15 protein-coding genes are annotated in these 15,757 nt (G+C 55.5%); 7 read left to right on the top strand and 8 right to left on the bottom strand.

Annotated features, from left to right (window positions below; genetic code table 11):
* Positions 1 to 9: 9 nt before the first annotated feature.
* Together pntB and IAE48_RS00285 are read left to right on the top strand one after the other, a co-directional pair.
* On the top strand, positions 10 to 1,398 hold the full coding sequence (pntB, locus tag IAE48_RS00290; RefSeq protein ID WP_200133090.1) for a Re/Si-specific NAD(P)(+) transhydrogenase subunit beta: 1,389 nt from the start codon (positions 10 to 12) through the stop codon (positions 1,396 to 1,398).
* Between the two features lie 107 nt (positions 1,399 to 1,505).
* Entirely contained in the window at positions 1,506 to 2,618 is a 1,113-nt protein-coding gene (locus IAE48_RS00285; RefSeq protein WP_200133089.1) for a mechanosensitive ion channel family protein, read from the top strand.
* A 29-nt stretch (positions 2,619 to 2,647) separates the two neighbouring features.
* On the opposite strand, the gene uspE is transcribed toward IAE48_RS00285, so the two are convergent.
* The 3 genes from uspE to ogt form a co-directional block, all read right to left on the bottom strand.
* Positions 2,648 to 3,598: a universal stress protein UspE gene (uspE, locus tag IAE48_RS00280; protein ID WP_094419980.1), complete on the bottom strand. Its 951-nt coding sequence runs from the start codon at positions 3,596 to 3,598 to the stop codon at positions 2,648 to 2,650.
* 145 nt (positions 3,599 to 3,743) lie between these two features.
* Complete coding sequence (fnr, locus tag IAE48_RS00275; protein ID WP_023481718.1) at positions 3,744 to 4,496, bottom strand: fumarate/nitrate reduction transcriptional regulator Fnr; 753 nt, start codon at positions 4,494 to 4,496, stop codon at positions 3,744 to 3,746.
* 209 nt (positions 4,497 to 4,705) lie between these two features.
* Positions 4,706 to 5,221, bottom strand: coding sequence for a methylated-DNA--[protein]-cysteine S-methyltransferase (ogt, locus tag IAE48_RS00270; protein WP_200133088.1), 516 nt, complete (start codon positions 5,219 to 5,221; stop codon positions 4,706 to 4,708).
* A gap of 458 nt (positions 5,222 to 5,679) precedes the next feature.
* On the opposite strand from ogt, the gene smrA reads away from it, so the two are divergent.
* Positions 5,680 to 6,243 (top strand): DNA endonuclease SmrA, encoded by a 564-nt coding sequence (gene smrA / locus IAE48_RS00265; RefSeq protein ID WP_094419978.1) that lies wholly within the window; start codon positions 5,680 to 5,682, stop codon positions 6,241 to 6,243.
* On the opposite strand, the gene umuC is transcribed toward smrA, so the two are convergent.
* Together umuC and umuD are read right to left on the bottom strand one after the other, a co-directional pair.
* Complete coding sequence (gene umuC / locus IAE48_RS00260) at positions 6,240 to 7,493, bottom strand: translesion error-prone DNA polymerase V subunit UmuC (protein WP_200133087.1); 1,254 nt, start codon at positions 7,491 to 7,493, stop codon at positions 6,240 to 6,242. The two genes, smrA and umuC, sit on opposite strands and share 4 nt — an antisense overlap.
* Entirely contained in the window at positions 7,477 to 7,857 is a 381-nt protein-coding gene (gene umuD / locus IAE48_RS00255; protein WP_042717591.1) for a translesion error-prone DNA polymerase V autoproteolytic subunit, read from the bottom strand. The genes umuC and umuD overlap by 17 nt, the downstream gene beginning before the upstream one ends.
* 232 nt (positions 7,858 to 8,089) lie before the next feature.
* On the opposite strand from umuD, the gene IAE48_RS00250 reads away from it, so the two are divergent.
* The 4 genes from IAE48_RS00250 to IAE48_RS00235 all read left to right on the top strand — a co-directional run bounded on the left by IAE48_RS00250 (position 8,090) and on the right by IAE48_RS00235 (position 12,491).
* Entirely contained in the window at positions 8,090 to 9,160 is a 1,071-nt protein-coding gene (locus IAE48_RS00250) for an AI-2E family transporter (RefSeq protein ID WP_200133086.1), read from the top strand.
* A gap of 398 nt (positions 9,161 to 9,558) precedes the next feature.
* A complete protein-coding gene (gene mdtJ, locus IAE48_RS00245) occupies positions 9,559 to 9,915 on the top strand; it encodes a multidrug/spermidine efflux SMR transporter subunit MdtJ (protein ID WP_042717594.1) in 357 nt (118 codons plus the stop codon).
* Complete coding sequence (gene mdtI / locus IAE48_RS00240) at positions 9,902 to 10,231, top strand: multidrug/spermidine efflux SMR transporter subunit MdtI (protein WP_042717596.1); 330 nt, start codon at positions 9,902 to 9,904, stop codon at positions 10,229 to 10,231. Before mdtJ ends, mdtI begins: the two co-directional genes overlap by 14 nt.
* A gap of 97 nt (positions 10,232 to 10,328) precedes the next feature.
* Positions 10,329 to 12,491: a bifunctional diguanylate cyclase/phosphodiesterase gene (locus IAE48_RS00235; protein ID WP_200133085.1), complete on the top strand. Its 2,163-nt coding sequence runs from the start codon at positions 10,329 to 10,331 to the stop codon at positions 12,489 to 12,491.
* A 1-nt stretch (position 12,492) separates the two neighbouring features.
* On the opposite strand, the gene IAE48_RS00230 is transcribed toward IAE48_RS00235, so the two are convergent.
* From IAE48_RS00230 to IAE48_RS00220, 3 genes are all read right to left on the bottom strand, one after another.
* Positions 12,493 to 13,323, bottom strand: a complete 831-nt coding sequence (locus IAE48_RS00230) for a serine protease (protein WP_200133084.1) — start codon at positions 13,321 to 13,323, stop codon at positions 12,493 to 12,495.
* Positions 13,324 to 13,604: 281 nt separating this feature from the next.
* Positions 13,605 to 14,000 (bottom strand): acid resistance repetitive basic protein Asr, encoded by a 396-nt coding sequence (asr, locus tag IAE48_RS00225; protein ID WP_034814024.1) that lies wholly within the window; start codon positions 13,998 to 14,000, stop codon positions 13,605 to 13,607.
* A 162-nt stretch (positions 14,001 to 14,162) separates the two neighbouring features.
* On the bottom strand, positions 14,163 to 15,647 hold the full coding sequence (locus IAE48_RS00220; protein WP_200133083.1) for a carboxypeptidase M32: 1,485 nt from the start codon (positions 15,645 to 15,647) through the stop codon (positions 14,163 to 14,165).
* Between the last annotated feature and the right edge of the window lie 110 nt (positions 15,648 to 15,757).

Below are 15,757 nucleotides of genomic sequence, written 5' to 3'. Positions count from 1 at the left end.
GGGTAACAAATGTCTGGTGGATTAGTTACAGCTGCATACATTGTTGCCGCGATCCTGTTTATTTTCAGCCTGGCGGGGCTTTCAAAGCACGAAACCTCCCAGCAGGGTAACAACTTCGGTATCGCCGGGATGGCGATCGCGCTGGTGGCGACAATCTTTGGTCCGGATGCTGGCAACGTCGCGTGGATCCTGCTGGCGATGATCATCGGTGGCGCAATCGGTATGCGTCTGGCGAAGCGCGTCGAAATGACCGAAATGCCGGAGCTCGTCGCAGTGCTGCATAGCTTTGTTGGCCTGGCGGCGGTGCTGGTGGGCTTCAACAGCTATCTCGACCACAACCCGGGTATGGATCCGGTGCTGGTCAATATTCATCTCACCGAAGTGTTTATCGGTATCTTTATCGGTGCCGTCACCTTTACCGGGTCGATTGTCGCGTTTGGTAAGCTGCGTGGGAAAATCTCCTCGAAGCCGCTGATGCTGCCGAATCGTCACAAGATGAACCTCGCCGCGCTGGTGGTCTCTTTTGTGCTGCTGCTGGTGTTTGTACGCACCGAAAGCGTTGGCCTGCAGGTGCTGGCGCTGCTGCTGATGACCATCATTGCGCTGGTGTTCGGCTGGCATCTGGTGGCGTCGATTGGCGGCGCGGATATGCCGGTGGTGGTCTCGATGCTTAACTCCTACTCCGGTTGGGCGGCGGCAGCGGCGGGCTTTATGCTCAGCAACGACCTGCTGATCGTCACCGGCGCGCTGGTTGGTTCGTCCGGGGCAATCCTCTCCTACATTATGTGTAAGGCGATGAACCGCTCCTTTATCAGCGTGATTGCCGGTGGGTTTGGCACCGACGGCGCCTCCAGCGGTAGCGAAGAGGAGGCGGGCGAGCACCGCGAAATCAACGCTGAAGAGACGGCGGAGCTGCTGAAAAACTCCCACTCGGTGATCATCACCCCGGGCTACGGGATGGCGGTGGCGCAGGCGCAGTACCCGGTAGCGGAAATTACCGAAAGACTGCGCGCCCGCGGCGTGAAAGTGCGTTTCGGTATTCACCCGGTTGCCGGGCGTTTGCCGGGCCATATGAACGTGCTGCTGGCGGAAGCGAAAGTGCCGTATGACATCGTGCTGGAGATGGATGAGATCAACGATGATTTCGCCGATACCGACACGGTGCTGGTGATTGGCGCGAACGACACCGTTAACCCGGCGGCGCAGGACGATCCGCGCAGCCCCATCGCCGGTATGCCGGTGCTGGAAGTGTGGAAGGCGCAGAATGTGATTGTCTTTAAACGTTCAATGAACACCGGTTACGCCGGCGTGCAGAACCCGCTCTTCTTTAAAGAGAATACGCAGATGCTGTTTGGCGATGCCAAAGCCAGCGTCGATGCCATTCTCAAAGCGCTGTAAGGTTTACTGCTTAACGATACCGCTCTTCGGAGCGGTATTTTTTTGCCCGCAGTAAGGCTTGTCAGAGCGTCTATACTTCTTGCTTGATCTTTTTATAAGGAGGAAGGATGACGTTTTTGTCACGTTTTGACTTTATATCCATCTTGATGATGCCCTCATTCTGGATTGGTCTTGGTACGGTGGTGATTGTGACGCTGGTAGTCTACTGGCTCTTCACCCACTTACTGAAAATGGTGCTGAAAGGCGCGCGTAGCTGGAGTGAAAAGCAGGGCGGCGTCGGCACATTGCAGCATGTGGTGGTGGATATGCTCAGCCGCACCAGCAGATTCCTGCTCTTTGTCGCGGCGTTACTCTTCAGCCTGCGCTTCGTCGACCTTCCCGATCACCTCTTTAACACCCTCGGGCATGCCTGGTTTTTAGTGCTGGCGATCCAGATCGCGCTCTGGCTTGATCAGGGCGTAGTATCGTGGATGCGCCACCTGATGTACTCACCTAATACCAGCAAAAACCCGGTCACTATGGTGATTGCCGGTCTGCTGCTGCGCATGATGCTCTGGACGATGATGCTGCTGTCGATCCTGGCAAACGTCGGCGTCAATATTACCGCGCTGGTGGCAAGCCTCGGGGTAGGCGGTATCGCCATTGCGCTGGCGGTGCAAACCATTCTGAGCGACGTTTTTGCCTCGCTCTCCATCGGCTTCGATAAGCCCTTTGAGATCGGCGACTTTGTGGTGTTCGGCGACGTTGCCGGTACCATTGAGCATATTGGTCTTAAAACCACCCGTATTCGCAGCCTGAGCGGGGAGCAGATTGTCTGCGGCAACGCCATCCTGTTGCAGCAAACGCTGCATAACTACAAGCGTATGCAGACGCGCCGTATCGTCTTCACTTTTGGCCTGGCGCTCACCACGCCGCCGGATAAGCTGCGCAAAGTGGGCGAGATGGTAAAAACCATCATCACCGACGTGGGCAATACGCGTTTCGATCGCGCTCACTTCCTCGGCTTTGGTACCGATCGGCTGAACTTTGAAGTGGTGCACATTGTTAACTCGGCGGATTACAACACCTACATGGATATTCAGCAGGAGATCAATATCCGCATCATGGAGCAGCTGGCGGCAGAAGGGATTGAGCTGGCGATACCGTGCGTGGTGGTGAAAGGAGGGCTGGCGGTAGAAACGCCGTCGGCAGAGCCGCAGAGTGAACAACCGGCAGTATAAAAAAACCCGCCTCGCGGCGGGTTGTTTGCTTAGTCGTCTTCGTCGTCATCCAGCTCAACGGGCGACTGGTAATCATCCGGTTTGATAACCAGCAAATCGCAGCGCAGGTGATCGATCACCTGCTCTGCGGTGTTGCCGAGAAATGCGGCGGAGATACCGGTGCGGCCAATGGTGCCAAGCACCACAATGCCAGCCTGCAGATGTTCCGCCAGGTCCGGGATCACCTCTTCCGGCAACCCTTTCTCGACATGGGTCATTTTCTCATCGATACCAAACTTTTGCCGCAGCGCTTTCATCGCCAGCAGGTGCTGGCCGCGAATGGCGTCGTTATAGACGCTCGGATCAAACTCCGGCAGCTCAATCGCAATATTGATGGGGGTGACAGGATAGGCACCGACGAGGTGCACTTCAGTATGGTTGACCTGCTCAGCCAGATGCTGGGTCTCTTTCACCAGCTTCTCATTCAGCGCGTTGTGATAGATCTCTTCGCTGGCAAGGTTAACAGCAACGACAGCGCGACCGCCTTCCGGCCACGGCTGATCTTTTACCATCCACACCGGGCAGGGGCATTTACGCAGCAGATGCCAGTCGGTCGGGGTAAAAATTACTGATTCCAGTTTGTCGTGCTGGTGGGTCATCTTCAGCAGCAGATCGTGGCCGCCGGAGAGCACTTCCTGAATAATCGCTTCGAAGGGACGGTTATGCCACACCACTTTGATGTCGATTGGCACACCCGCGTCGATATAGTATTTCGCCTGTTCGCGGATCCATGCGGTGCGCTGGCTGATAACGCCCTGGCGCATCGCCGTTCGCTCATCGGGGGACAGAAGGGTGGTCATCTCGTATGAGAAGTCATAAATCGGCAAAAATGCTTTGATCCGACCGCCAATCCGTTGATGCAAATACACGGCACGTCGTAATGCGGGTTGATCGTCCTGATTAGGATCGATGGCGACCAACATATTCTGATACTTAGCCATACAGGGTCTCCTTACATCTGTCACCACTCTCTGACAGTAAAAGATAACCCATATAAGCTGAATGAAACAGCGGAAACCTTTTGCCGGATCAATAAATCAGAAAAATGTAATGACCCGGCAAAAAGGCAAAAGGTGGGGGTAAAACTCAGGCAACGTTACGGGCGTGGCCCGCCAGCTCAGAGAGCAGATCGCCATTTTCGATGGTGATATATTTCCCTTTTACCGCCAGCATACCGCTCTTCTGGAAACGACCCAGCAGACGGCTGATGGTCTCAACGGTCAGGCCCAGATAGTTGCCAATGTCGCCACGGGTCATGGTCAGACGGAATTCACGCGGCGAGAAACCACGCTGCGCAAAACGACGGGAGAGGTTATAGATAAACGCCGCCAGGCGCTCTTCCGCGTTTTTCTTCGACAGCAGCAGGATCATATCCTGATCGCCTTTGATCTCACCGCTCATCAGACGCATCATCTGCTGGCGCAGGCTCGGCATTTTACCGGAGAGATCGTCCAGCGTTTCGAACGGGATCTCACACACCATTGAGGTTTCCAGCGCCTGAGCAAAGCTCGGGTGATGACCGGTACCGATGGCATCAAAGCCCACCAGATCGCCCGCCAGATGGAACCCGGTGATCTGCTCATCACCCTGTTCGGTGATGGTATAGCTTTTAATGGTGCCAGAACGGATAGCGTAGAGCGATTTCAGCTCATCGCCTGCTTTAAACAGGGTCTGACCTTTCTGGATGGGCTTTTTACGCTCAATGATATTGTCGAGCTGATCCAGCTCATGCTCATTAAGAGTAAAGGGGATGCAAAGCTGGCTGATACTGCAATCCTGACAATGGATAGCACAACCGCCAGACTGAATGCGTCGAATAATTCGCTTTTCCGGGATCATAGGTCTGCTCTACGCCGTAATTGATATTGGTCAATTTTAACATCTTTTTATGGCGCACGTAAGCCTGGCAAAACGTCAATTCACCATAAATGAAACAGTGGAGCGAAACGGTAAAGACTTACTTTGTCTCATGTTATTGAATTTCCACCAATTCACTAAGGCTTTAGCGAGCGAAGTACATGAAATGCATACTAAACAGACCTGTTTTCTCACAATAGTAAGTAACGTTCATGGCGCAGCAGCCACTCTTTACGGGCCACGCCGCCCGCATAGCCGGTGAGCATGCCATTACTGCCGATCACGCGGTGGCAGGGGACGACAATGCTGATCGGATTGGCACCGTTCGCTGCACCCACGGCACGCGCCGCGCCCGCACGCCCAAGAATTGTCGCCAGTTGACCATAATGCATCACCTGACCACAGGGAATGGTGCGCAGCATCTGCCACACTTCACGTTGAAAAGGGGTACCGCCCGTCGCGGTCGGCAGGGTATCAATCACCGCCAGATCGCCGTCGAAATAGTCCTGCAGTTTTTGGCTCAACCCGCCAGGATTCTGCGAAGCCACGCGCTGATACCCTTCACGACGATAGTGAATATTAAGCAGTTCAACCATCCGGGCATCATGTTCTTCCCACTCGACGGCGCGCAGCTGAAACTGCTCATCGCAGAGGATCCACAGCGGGCCAAGCGGGGTGGAGATTTTATCTTCAAGCAGGGTGAGCATCGGGCGTCCTTATCACTAAATAGCGGCGATAATTTAGCAAACAAAAAAGCGCCTCACCATACCCTGAAAGGGTGGTAGCTTGAGTCTTCAATAAGGGAATAACACGTAAGAGTTAAATGGCGGAGAAAATATAAGGTTACTAACGTTTATTAATTAAAAAAAATAGAGCCTGCCGACATCCGTCAGGCTCCAGAGTACACACAAACTTAGCATCCGATCTTTATTTTTTGCACGCGATCCTTGCGCCTTCTTTATATTTATAGCGGCCTTAATAATTATTGCCAGTTTTAATTGGTGATTAATTTCACGATTATTTAACAGAGGTGCAGGGTATAAAGAAACGCCTCGTTATACCGTTTTTATAACACCTTGAGCCTACGCATAATTTGCCCGCAGCATTGAGAAGCGCTCCTGCGCCAGCTATAGTACTTCAGCAGATGTTGCTGGAGGACTGCCCCATGAACCCGGATGAAAAATCGCTGTTTCTTGACGCCATGGAGGATGTCCAACCCCTGAAACGCAGTGCCGACGTGCACTGGCACCCGAGCCATAAATCCCGACCCTTGCAGCGCATTGACACCCTGCAACTCGATAATTTTTTGACCACCGGCTTTCTTGACCCGGTAGCGCTTGATACGCCGCTGGAGTTTCGCCGCGAAGGGCTGCAAATCGGCGTGCTCGATAAGCTGCGGCTGGGCAAATATACCCAGCAGGCGAGCCTGAACCTGCTGCGCCAGCCCGTCGAGCAGTGCCGGCAGATGCTGTTTAGCTTTATGCATCAGAGCCGTAAAGATGGGCTACGCAATGTGCTGATCATTCACGGAAAAGGGCGCGATGAGACCTCGCACGCCAATATCATCCGCAGCTACCTGGCGCGCTGGCTGCCGGAGTTTGAGGATGTTCAGGCGTTCTGCCCGGCGTTACCGCACCACGGCGGCAGCGGCGCATGCTATGTCGCCCTGCGCAAATCCGAGCAGGCAAAGCAGGAGAACTGGGAGCGGCACGCCAAGCGCAGCCGCTAGCCGACAAGCGGAACATCCGCTAAGCGTGTGGTCCAGGCGGGGGAGAGCAGGGAGCGCTTCATCTTCCAGCCTGGCGCAACGCCCTGGCCGGCAAACCATAATTTATTTCCCTTCTTATTAAGCGTGTCTAAAACATTCATTAGCGATTCGCTATTTTCGCGCGGAGTAAATTCATCGAATAAATTAAGTTGCGCGACGCCTTTACTAAAAAAATCCCCCAGCATAACGCCCGCTTTTTGATATCTCGGCCCTTGCTTCCAGATAATATCCAGGCTACGCGTTGCCGCTGCAATAATATCGCGGGTGTCATGGGTTGGCGTCAGTAAACGAATGCCTGCGCTGTTGCTGTAATAAGGTTCATCATCATCGTGCGGGCTACTCTTAATAAAAGCCCCGACATAGCGGCAATATTGACGATCCGCGCGTAGCTTTTCAGCGGCCCGCGCCGCCCAGGTGCAGATGCCTTCGCGCACCGATGCGTAGTCGCTGACGCGCTCGCCAAAGGAGCGCGAACTGATGATTTCATGCTTCGCCGGTGCGAATTCGGCAAATCCAAGACAGGGCTCGCCGCGCAGTTCACGTACCGTTCGCTCCAGCACCACGCTGAAGTTTTTACGGATAAGCCATAAATCGCTTTGCGCCAGCTTGAGCACGGTATCAATACCCATCGCCTCCAGCCGCTTGCTCAGACGGCGACCAATCCCCCACACTTCGCCTACCGGCAGGGCAGCCATCAGCTTTAGCTGCTGCGCCTGGCGCGACAGATCGACCACGCCGCCCGATGCCTCCGGCCACTTTTTCGCGGCGTTATTCGCCAGCTTGGCCAGCGTTTTCGTCGGCGCAATGCCGACGCCGACGGTGAGCATGGTGCGCTGATAAATGGCGTTACGCAGGGTGCGCCCAAACTCGCGCAGCTGTGGAATGCCGGTTAAATCTACAAACGCTTCATCGATACTGTAGATATCTACCGCCGGACAAAGCTCCTCCAGCAGCGTCATCACCCGATGGCTCATATCGCCATACAGTGCGTAGTTACTGCTGAATACCGCCACATTGTGACGCTCCATTAGCGCCTTCTGCTTGAAGTAGGGGTCAGCCATCGTAATGCCGAGCGCTTTGGCTTCAGCCGAGCGGGAGATGACGCAGCCATCGTTATTGGATAAGACTACTACCGGCTTACCGGTTAAATCGGGCCGGAAGACGGTCTCGCAACTGGTGTAGAACGAATTAACATCAACGAGCGCGTACATGATGGCGGGGCGGCAAAGTGATCACGGTCGTCACGACGCCAACAATATGCGCGCCTTCCTCTTCTTCGATCCTGATCGCAGGATAAGCGGGGTTATCCGCCACCAGCTGCGGATAAGGCCGCAGCCTCAGCCGCTTTACCATAAAACCGCTTAACAGGCGGGCGACAACAATATCCCCATCGCCCGGTTGCAGGCTGGTATCGACCAGTAACAGCGAACCCGGCAGGATCGCCGCCCCGCACATGGCGTCACTGGACGCCCGCATTACATAGGTGGCCGACGGGTGGGCGATCAGGCTGCTCACCAGGTCGATCGCATCTTCAATGTAGTCCGCAGCCGGACTCGGAAAAGCGCTGGTAGTCATAATGGGTGTCGATCTTTTATTATTACTGTATATAAATACAGTATCGTTGTTCGCACGAAAGGATCAACCCCCTGGAGGCAGGATCGTTGAAAGATCCTGATGATATTGGCAATTTTTTGCACAATCATTTTCAGCGTTTGCGCGGCGAGCTGCGTGTTTTGACGGTTAATGCTTTTGCAATCAAAGGGTAAGACACTACACTTAGTGAGAATCTTTCCATTGGACGGTCCGCATGACAACGCTCAAGAGCAACAACTTCTTTTTTACCATTTTGTTATTACTGGTCAGCGTGGCGTTTTTCACCCTGATCCAGCCTTACTACTCCGCCATTATCTGGGCGGTGATCCTGGCATTGATCTTCTATCCGCTGCGCACAAAGCTCACTATGCTCCTGCGCGGGCGGAACGGTATCGCCTCGCTGATTACCGTGCTGCTGATCTGCATCCTCGTCTTTATCCCGATGATGATCGTGCTCTCGTCGCTGGCGGTAGAGATCAACGCGCTCTACCAGCGTCTGCAAACTAACGCGACGGATCTGCCGCAGCTGTTAAGTAACGGCATTGCGCACCTGCCGGAGTGGGCAAAACATGCGCTGCGCGAAAACAATTTCGATTCGGTGGACGCCATCCGCGAAAAACTCTCGGGTGTTGCGCTCAGCGTCGGGCGTTATCTGGCGGGTAGCGCGGTGATTATCGGTAAGGGGACACTGGGATTAACCATCAGCTTCTCGCTGATGGTCTATCTGCTCTTTTTCCTGCTGAAAGATGGCGCCGCGCTGGTGAAAAAAATCTACGAGGTGATGCCGCTGTCGGCCAAAATCAAACGCCGTCTGTTCCTGAAATTTGCCGGTGTGGCGCGCGCGACGGTAAAAGGGACGCTGGTGGTAGCGATTGCGCAGGGCGCGCTGGGCGGGATTGGCTTCTGGTTCGCTGGTCTGAGCGGCAGCCTGCTGTGGGGTGCGCTGATGGCGTTCCTGTCGCTGATCCCAGCGGTCGGTACCGCACTTATCTGGATCCCGGCAGTGATCTTCCTCTACTCCACGGGCGAGCTGCTCACCGCCACGCTGCTGACCCTCTACTTTGTGATTGTGGTCGGGCTGGCAGACAACCTGCTGCGTCCGCTGCTGGTAGGGAAAGATACCCGCATGCCGGACTACCTGATCCTGCTGACCACCCTTGGCGGTCTGCAATTCTTTGGCATCAATGGCTTTGTGCTCGGGCCACTCATTGCAGGGTTGTTTATCTCCTCCTGGAACTTGCTGGCAGAAGCGCGTGCCAATGCGCTTAATACGCAGCAGGAATAAAACGTAACAGGCTGCCGGAAATAAACCGGCAGCCGTTCGTTTAGCCTGCGTTTAATTAATTCGACGAGCGGTAAAGAATTGCAAATACTTTGAGTAAAATCTTAGCTTGTGCTAAATATAAGGCATGTACAACAACTGAGGACAATTTTTAACCGCCACGAAGAGAAGCAACGCGCGGTAAATTGTAAAAATATGGACATTCGGTTCAGTAGTCTTATCCCCTGTTTTTCACTTCCTGCCTCCTTCTGCTGCCCGCCTGCGGGCGAACAATACTGGCGCACTGCGCTGTAGTCCTCTCCTGCCCGATCCGGCGCCCTGTGCGCAACTGTTAATTTTTTTACGGTTTTCCGCTATGCGGTAAATCGCAAGGATCTCTATTCTCAAGCAGGAGAAAAAATATGATTTACTGGATTTTATTAGCGTTGGCGATTGCCTCGGAAATAACCGGCACGCTATCTATGAAATGGGCAAGTATTAACGACAGCCACAGCGGTTTTATTTTAATGCTGGTGATGATCGCCTGTTCCTATATTTTCCTGGCGTTTGCGGTGAAAAAAATCGCCCTCGGCGTGGCCTACGCATTATGGGAAGGTATTGGTATTGCCATTATTACGCTGTTTAGCGTGCTGCTGTTTGATGAACCCCTCTCACCGTTGAAAGCGGCGGGTCTGGTGACGCTGGCGCTCGGTATTGTGCTGATCAAGTCCGGCACGCGTAAAGCCCCACGTCAGGAGCAGGGTCATGTTACTGCTTGAGTGGGTGCACGCGTTATGGCTGGCGATGGCCATTATTCTGGAAATTATCGCCAATATCTTTTTAAAACTTTCTGACGGCTTTCGTCGCAAACTCTATGGCTGCGGATCGTTAGTGGCAGTGCTGGCGGCGTTCAGCGCGCTGTCGCAGGCGGTAAAGGGGATCGATCTCTCCGTCGCCTACGCCCTGTGGGGCGGGTTTGGTATCGTGGCGACGCTCGCCGCCGGCTGGATCCTCTTCGGCCAGCGCCTCAATGGCAAAGGCTGGATCGGCCTGGCGCTGCTGCTTATCGGGATGATGCTGATAAAACTTGCCTGATGTGATATTGCCCGCGTTTGCGGGCAACGAAATTTGTGGGCTGTATTACGCTTAGAGGACAATAACAAACGTTACGGGACACCAGTAAGGGTCGTCGATGCTCAATCCGCTAAGCTGGCGCAATATCCCCACAGCAAGAACGCTCTTTGTGATGATTTTTCTGGCGGGAGCTGGGCTCATCATCTCCGTCGTTGCGCTCCTCTATCTCTCACTGCACCTGATTAGCAGTAAAGCGAATGAAATCGATGAGCACCGCGCGGCACTCGCCGTGCAGGGGGCGATTCAGACTTCGGTCAACAGGATGCGATCTCTCGGCCTCGATAATGCGGTGTGGGATGAGGCGGTGCGCGTCGTCTACCGCACCCCGATGGACACCGGCTGGCTCTACAACACCTGGGGCGCGGGCTTTAAAGTCGACAATCTCTATGACGGCACCTTTGTGCTGGATGAGCACTTTGCAGTGGTCTGGGGCGCGTTTCGCAGTCAGCCTTTTACCGAGCGCAATCTCGCCTTTTTTGGCGACGGGCTGGCGGCGCTTATTCGCAACCATGCCGCGGCCCTACAGCAGGGCAAGGACATTTTCGCCGGTATCACCCGCACGCACCGGGGAGTAGCGTTTGTCAGCATTGGCCTGATCCGCCCGGTGTCGGGGCGGCTTGATAAGCAGGGCAGCGCGCGGCGTTACTTAGTGATGACCCGTCATCTTGATGATGAACTGCTCAGCGAACTGGGCAGCACCTTTCAGATCCAGAACCTGCGCCTGTCGCCGCAAAACGCGCAGGGCAGCAGCATGCCGTTGCACGGCTCCGCCGATGAATTCCTTGGTTATATGAGCTGGAAGCCGCACTTTCCGGGTGCGGAAGCGGCAGACGCGGCGGCAGCCGATATCCGCCAGATCGCGATGCTCGCCTCGGGTCTTATCCTGCTGTTTATCGTGCTCAGCAGCGCCGGGCTTTATAAGCTGGCAAAAGGGGAGAAGCTGGCGCGCAGCATTGCGCTAACCGACTGGCTCAGCCGTCTGCCTAACCGACGCGCGCTGATTGAGCAGTTAGATCAGTGGAGCGAGTGGGGCAACAGCGATCTGATAAGCGTGGTGTTTATCGATCTTGATGGCTTTAAAGATGTGAACGATATCTACGGTCATGACGTGGGTGACCGGCTGATCGTCACCATTGCGCAGACGTTGCAGGAAAAAGTGCCGACCGACGGCATGCTGGCGCGCATGGGCGGGGATGAGTTCGCCATGACCCTGAGCGGGCCGTGGTCGGTTGAAAAAGCCACCGACTTTGCGCAAACGGTGCTCGACTACTTCTGCGCGCCGGTGCGCATTGGCAAACGTTCGCTGCATATCAGCGCCAGCATCGGCATCGCCAGCGGAACGCTGGTGGAGTGCTCAAGCTCCGAGCTGTTCCGCCGGGCTGATATCGCCATGTACCATTCGAAAATGTGCGGCAAAGCGCGGATGACGCACTATGACGCCGCGCTAAACAGCGCCCGCGAGCGGCAGTTGATGATTGAAAACGATATTCGCGACGGGCTGGAGCGGGAGGAGTTTGACGTCTGGTATCAGCCGATTATCGATGCCCGCAGCGGCAAGATGAGCGGCGTTGAAGCGCTGGCGCGCTGGCCGCGGCGTCCGGATGGCGAGCTGAAACCGGACGAGTTTATCCCGATTGCTGAAACCAGTGGCCTGATTTACGCGCTGGGGCAGTTTGTCCTGCGTCGCGCCTGCCGCGATCTCTATCCGCACGCGGGGCTCAAACTGTCGGTCAATATCTCTCCCGCGCAGTTTCGCGACCCGGAGTTTGAAGACAAAGTCGCTCAGGTGCTGGAGACCTGCCGCTTTCCGGCGCAGCGCCTGCAACTGGAGGTGACGGAAACGTACGTGCTGGAGAACCCGGAGCGCGCGCAGGCGGCGATTGCCAACTTAAAAGCGCTGGGCACGGCGGTCGCGCTCGATGATTTCGGCACCGGTTACTCCAGCATCGGCTACCTGCGGCGCTTTAATTTCGACACCATCAAAATTGATAAATCCCTCGCCGGATTAGTGGATAACGATGAGCAGGCGTCAGCATTAGTAAGCGGCACCATCCGCATTGCCAGCGCGCTGGGGATGCAGGTCGTAGCGGAAGGGGTGGAAAACGAAACGCAAATGGCGCTGCTGCGTGATGCAGGCTGCGATCAGTTGCAGGGCTTCTACTTTAGCGCGCCGATGCCGCTGGAGAAGCTGTTACAACAGCCTCTCCAGCGGCAGGAGTGAGTTACTGCACCGTATCGCTGGCCAGTGCGTCCAGCTTGTCACGAAAACCGGTCACCGCAATCGCGCGGTTATCGGCGCGCCAGCGATCTTTTGCCGCCGGGGCGGAGCTTTGCACGGCGATCAGCTGCCAGCCCTCATCGGTTTTTAACATCAGCGGTGAACCGCTATCGCCCGGTAGCGTATCGCACTGATGCGACAGCACGCTGCTCTGCGCCCAGCCCGTCACAATACAATCCTGGTGGCTGAAGAGATTATCCAGATGATCTTGCGGATAACCTGCCTGCGTCACTTTGCGGTTGACGGCTTTCAGCGCGGCAGTAAGCGCATCTTTATCGCCGCTAAACAGCGGCAGCGGCGTAATGCCGGAGGGGGGATAGCGCAAAACGATCAGCCCAAAATCCCATGAGGCGGCCGAGGAGGGGACAATCCACCCTTCGCCGTCGGCCTTCAGGCGTCGACCTAATGAGGCATCAACCCGCCCTTCAATACCGTGGATCTCATAGCGCCAGATCCCTTTTTGCGACACAAAGCGCAGCGCTATCGTTTTATCAATTTTGCCGCGCGGCGGCGTCAGCAGACAGTGCCCGGCGGTTAAGGCGAGATGCGGGGAGATAAGTGTGGCGGTGCAGAGATTGCCGCTGGCGGTCTCGAGCTGGCCTATCGCATCCCACGGTGCGGTGGTCGGCGACGCGACGCGGACACGATCGTCATGCCCAAAAAAGAGGGTTTTTATATCCCTGGCGCTAACCGCGTCCTCATCGCCATCATCAGCATGTCCAACAGCGGAAAACAAAAGCAGCGGTCCCAGCAACAGCACAACGGTTCTTCGCATAGTACTCTCAGGTGGGGAAATTATGATTATTAAGGTCGAGCCATGAGTAATAAATATAGACGGGACGCATAGAAAGCGGGAGTAAAATCAGCGTGCTACATCAATAAAGATAGAAACGGAGGGCGATAAGCGCGCAGAGAATTAACATCATCAGGATAACTTCAAAACGATAACGTCGCAGCATGCTCAGGCCTCCAGAGAAAAACGGCGCTTCACCCGAAGGGCTCAGCGCCGCGTTTTAGCACGGCGCTCATGGGGAGCGCCGGTTACAGACACGTGGCTTATGCAGCCGGCTGTGCAGCCGGTTTAGCAGCAGTGTGTTTTACGTGTTTGTGGTGTTTTTTAGCAGCCTGGGCTTTCTGCTCTACAGCCGGTTTAGCAGCTGCTTTTTTGTGGTGCTTTTTAGCAGCCTGGGCTTTCTGCTCAGCAGCCGGTTTAGCGGCGGCTTTCTTGTGCTGTTTTTTAGCAGCCTGAGCTTTCTGCTCAGCGGCTTTTTTGTGTTTCTTGTGGTGAACTTTCTTCGCCGGAGCTGCTTTGGTGTCAGCAGCAGCCGGAGCTGCGGTGGTAGTGGTCGGCGCAGCAGCCGGAGCCTGAGAGGTGGCAGCGGTGTCAGCAGCGAAAGCAGCAGAAGACAGACCCATTGCAGCGGCAACAACCAGAGCTAATACTTTTTTCATTTTGATATCCTCGAATTGGTTTCTTCATTCAACCCCACTGCGGGGCCGTTGAAAGAACTATATCCCTGTTATCGAAGCGTTTCCGTGAGTGATTGGTATCGGCGTGTAACGGAATGTACAGCGGGGGAAAACGCGCCGGAAAGCGGATCCGGCGCGGGGTGATCAGAGGTAACGGCGGGTAAGGTGCTGGCGGAAATAGTCCGCATTCAGCGGCTCGCCGGTGGCGTTGGCAATCAGCTGGGCAGTGCTAAAGCGGCTGCCGTGCTGCCAGATGTTCTGGCGCAGCCACTCAAACAGCGCGCTGAAATCACCGGCGGCGATAGCGTCATCCAGACCCGGCAGCGCACGGCGCGCGGCGTGGAACAGCTGTGCGGCGTACATTGCGCCCAGGGTGTAAGAGGGGAAGTAACCAAAGCCACCGTCGGTCCAGTGGATATCCTGCATACAGCCGTTGCGGTAGTTGCCTTCAGTCGAAAGTCCAAGCCAGGCCTGCATCTTTTCATTCCACAGTGCCGGAATATCGTCGACCTCAATCTCACCGTCGATCAGCGCCCGCTCGATCTCATAGCGCAGAATAACGTGTGCCGGATAACTCACCTCGTCGGCGTCAACGCGAATATAGCCCGGCTTCACGCGCTGGTTCCAGGCGATAAAATTGTGCTCTTCAAAGGCAGGCTGCATACCGAACCGCTCAATAATCGCCGGCTGCAGACGGCGCAGGAAGGCTTCGCTGCGGCCAAGCTGCATCTCAAAGAAGAGGCTCTGTGACTCGTGGATCGCCGTCGAGCGCGCCAGCGCAATCGGCTGACCCGGCCAGCTACGCGGCAGGTTCTGCTCATAGCGGGCATGACCGGTTTCATGCACCACGCCGAACAGAGCACTCAGCAACTCATTTTCGTCGTAACGGGTGGTGATGCGCACATCTTCCGGCACGCCGCCGCAGAAGGGGTGGGCGCTGACATCAAGGCGTCCGCCGTTAAAATCGAAACCGAGCGTCTTCATCGCCTGCAAACCCAACTCGCGCTGATCGGCAATCGGGAACGGCCCTTGCGGGGCGATAAGCGTCTGCTGCGCCTGTTTCTCTACCGCCTGTTTCAGCAGATCCGGCAGCCAGCTTTTGACCTCGCCAAACAGCTCATCAAGGCGGGCGCTGGTCATATCCGGCTCGAACTTATCCAGCAGGGCATCATAGGGCGAGCAGCCTTTCGCCGCCGCGCGCAGCTTCGCCTCTTCGCGGGTGAGTTTCACCACCTCTTTCAGATTGGCGGAGAAGCCCGCCCAGTCATTGGCCGGGCGCTGGGTACGCCAGGCGTGTTCACATTTACTGCCCGCCAGCGAAAGGGCTTCCACCAGCGCTTCCGGCAGCAGGGCTGCTTCATCGTAGTGGCGCTGCATTTCACGCAGGTTAGCCTGTTCAACGTCGTTGAGATCTTCCTGACCGGCGCTGGAGAGCCACTGGCCGACCTGCGGATTGGTTAAAATCTGGTGGCGTAGCACGCTCAGCTCGGCCAGCGCTTCACCGCGCGCGGCGCTGCCGCCCGGCGGCATCATGGCGAACATATCCCAGCCGGCAACGGCGGCAAGATGTGAGAAACGTGACAGGCGAAGGAAGGTACGGGTGAGTTGTTGATAGTTCTGCTTATCCATAATGCCTCTGATTTTTTTGCATTTTATTAACCCGAACGCCCAAAAATAGTAGTTCTGCGGCTAATGTTAAAATCTGTACCATAATAGAGAACACATTCATTTAACCAATA

Origin of the sequence: Kosakonia sp. S57 (genome assembly GCF_016516575.1) — a bacterium.
In the GTDB taxonomy this organism is placed as follows: Bacteria; Pseudomonadota; Gammaproteobacteria; order Enterobacterales; family Enterobacteriaceae; genus Kosakonia; species Kosakonia cowanii.
The sequence above is the reverse complement of the archived record's forward strand: the minus strand, read 5'-3'. Positions and strand labels throughout refer to the sequence as shown.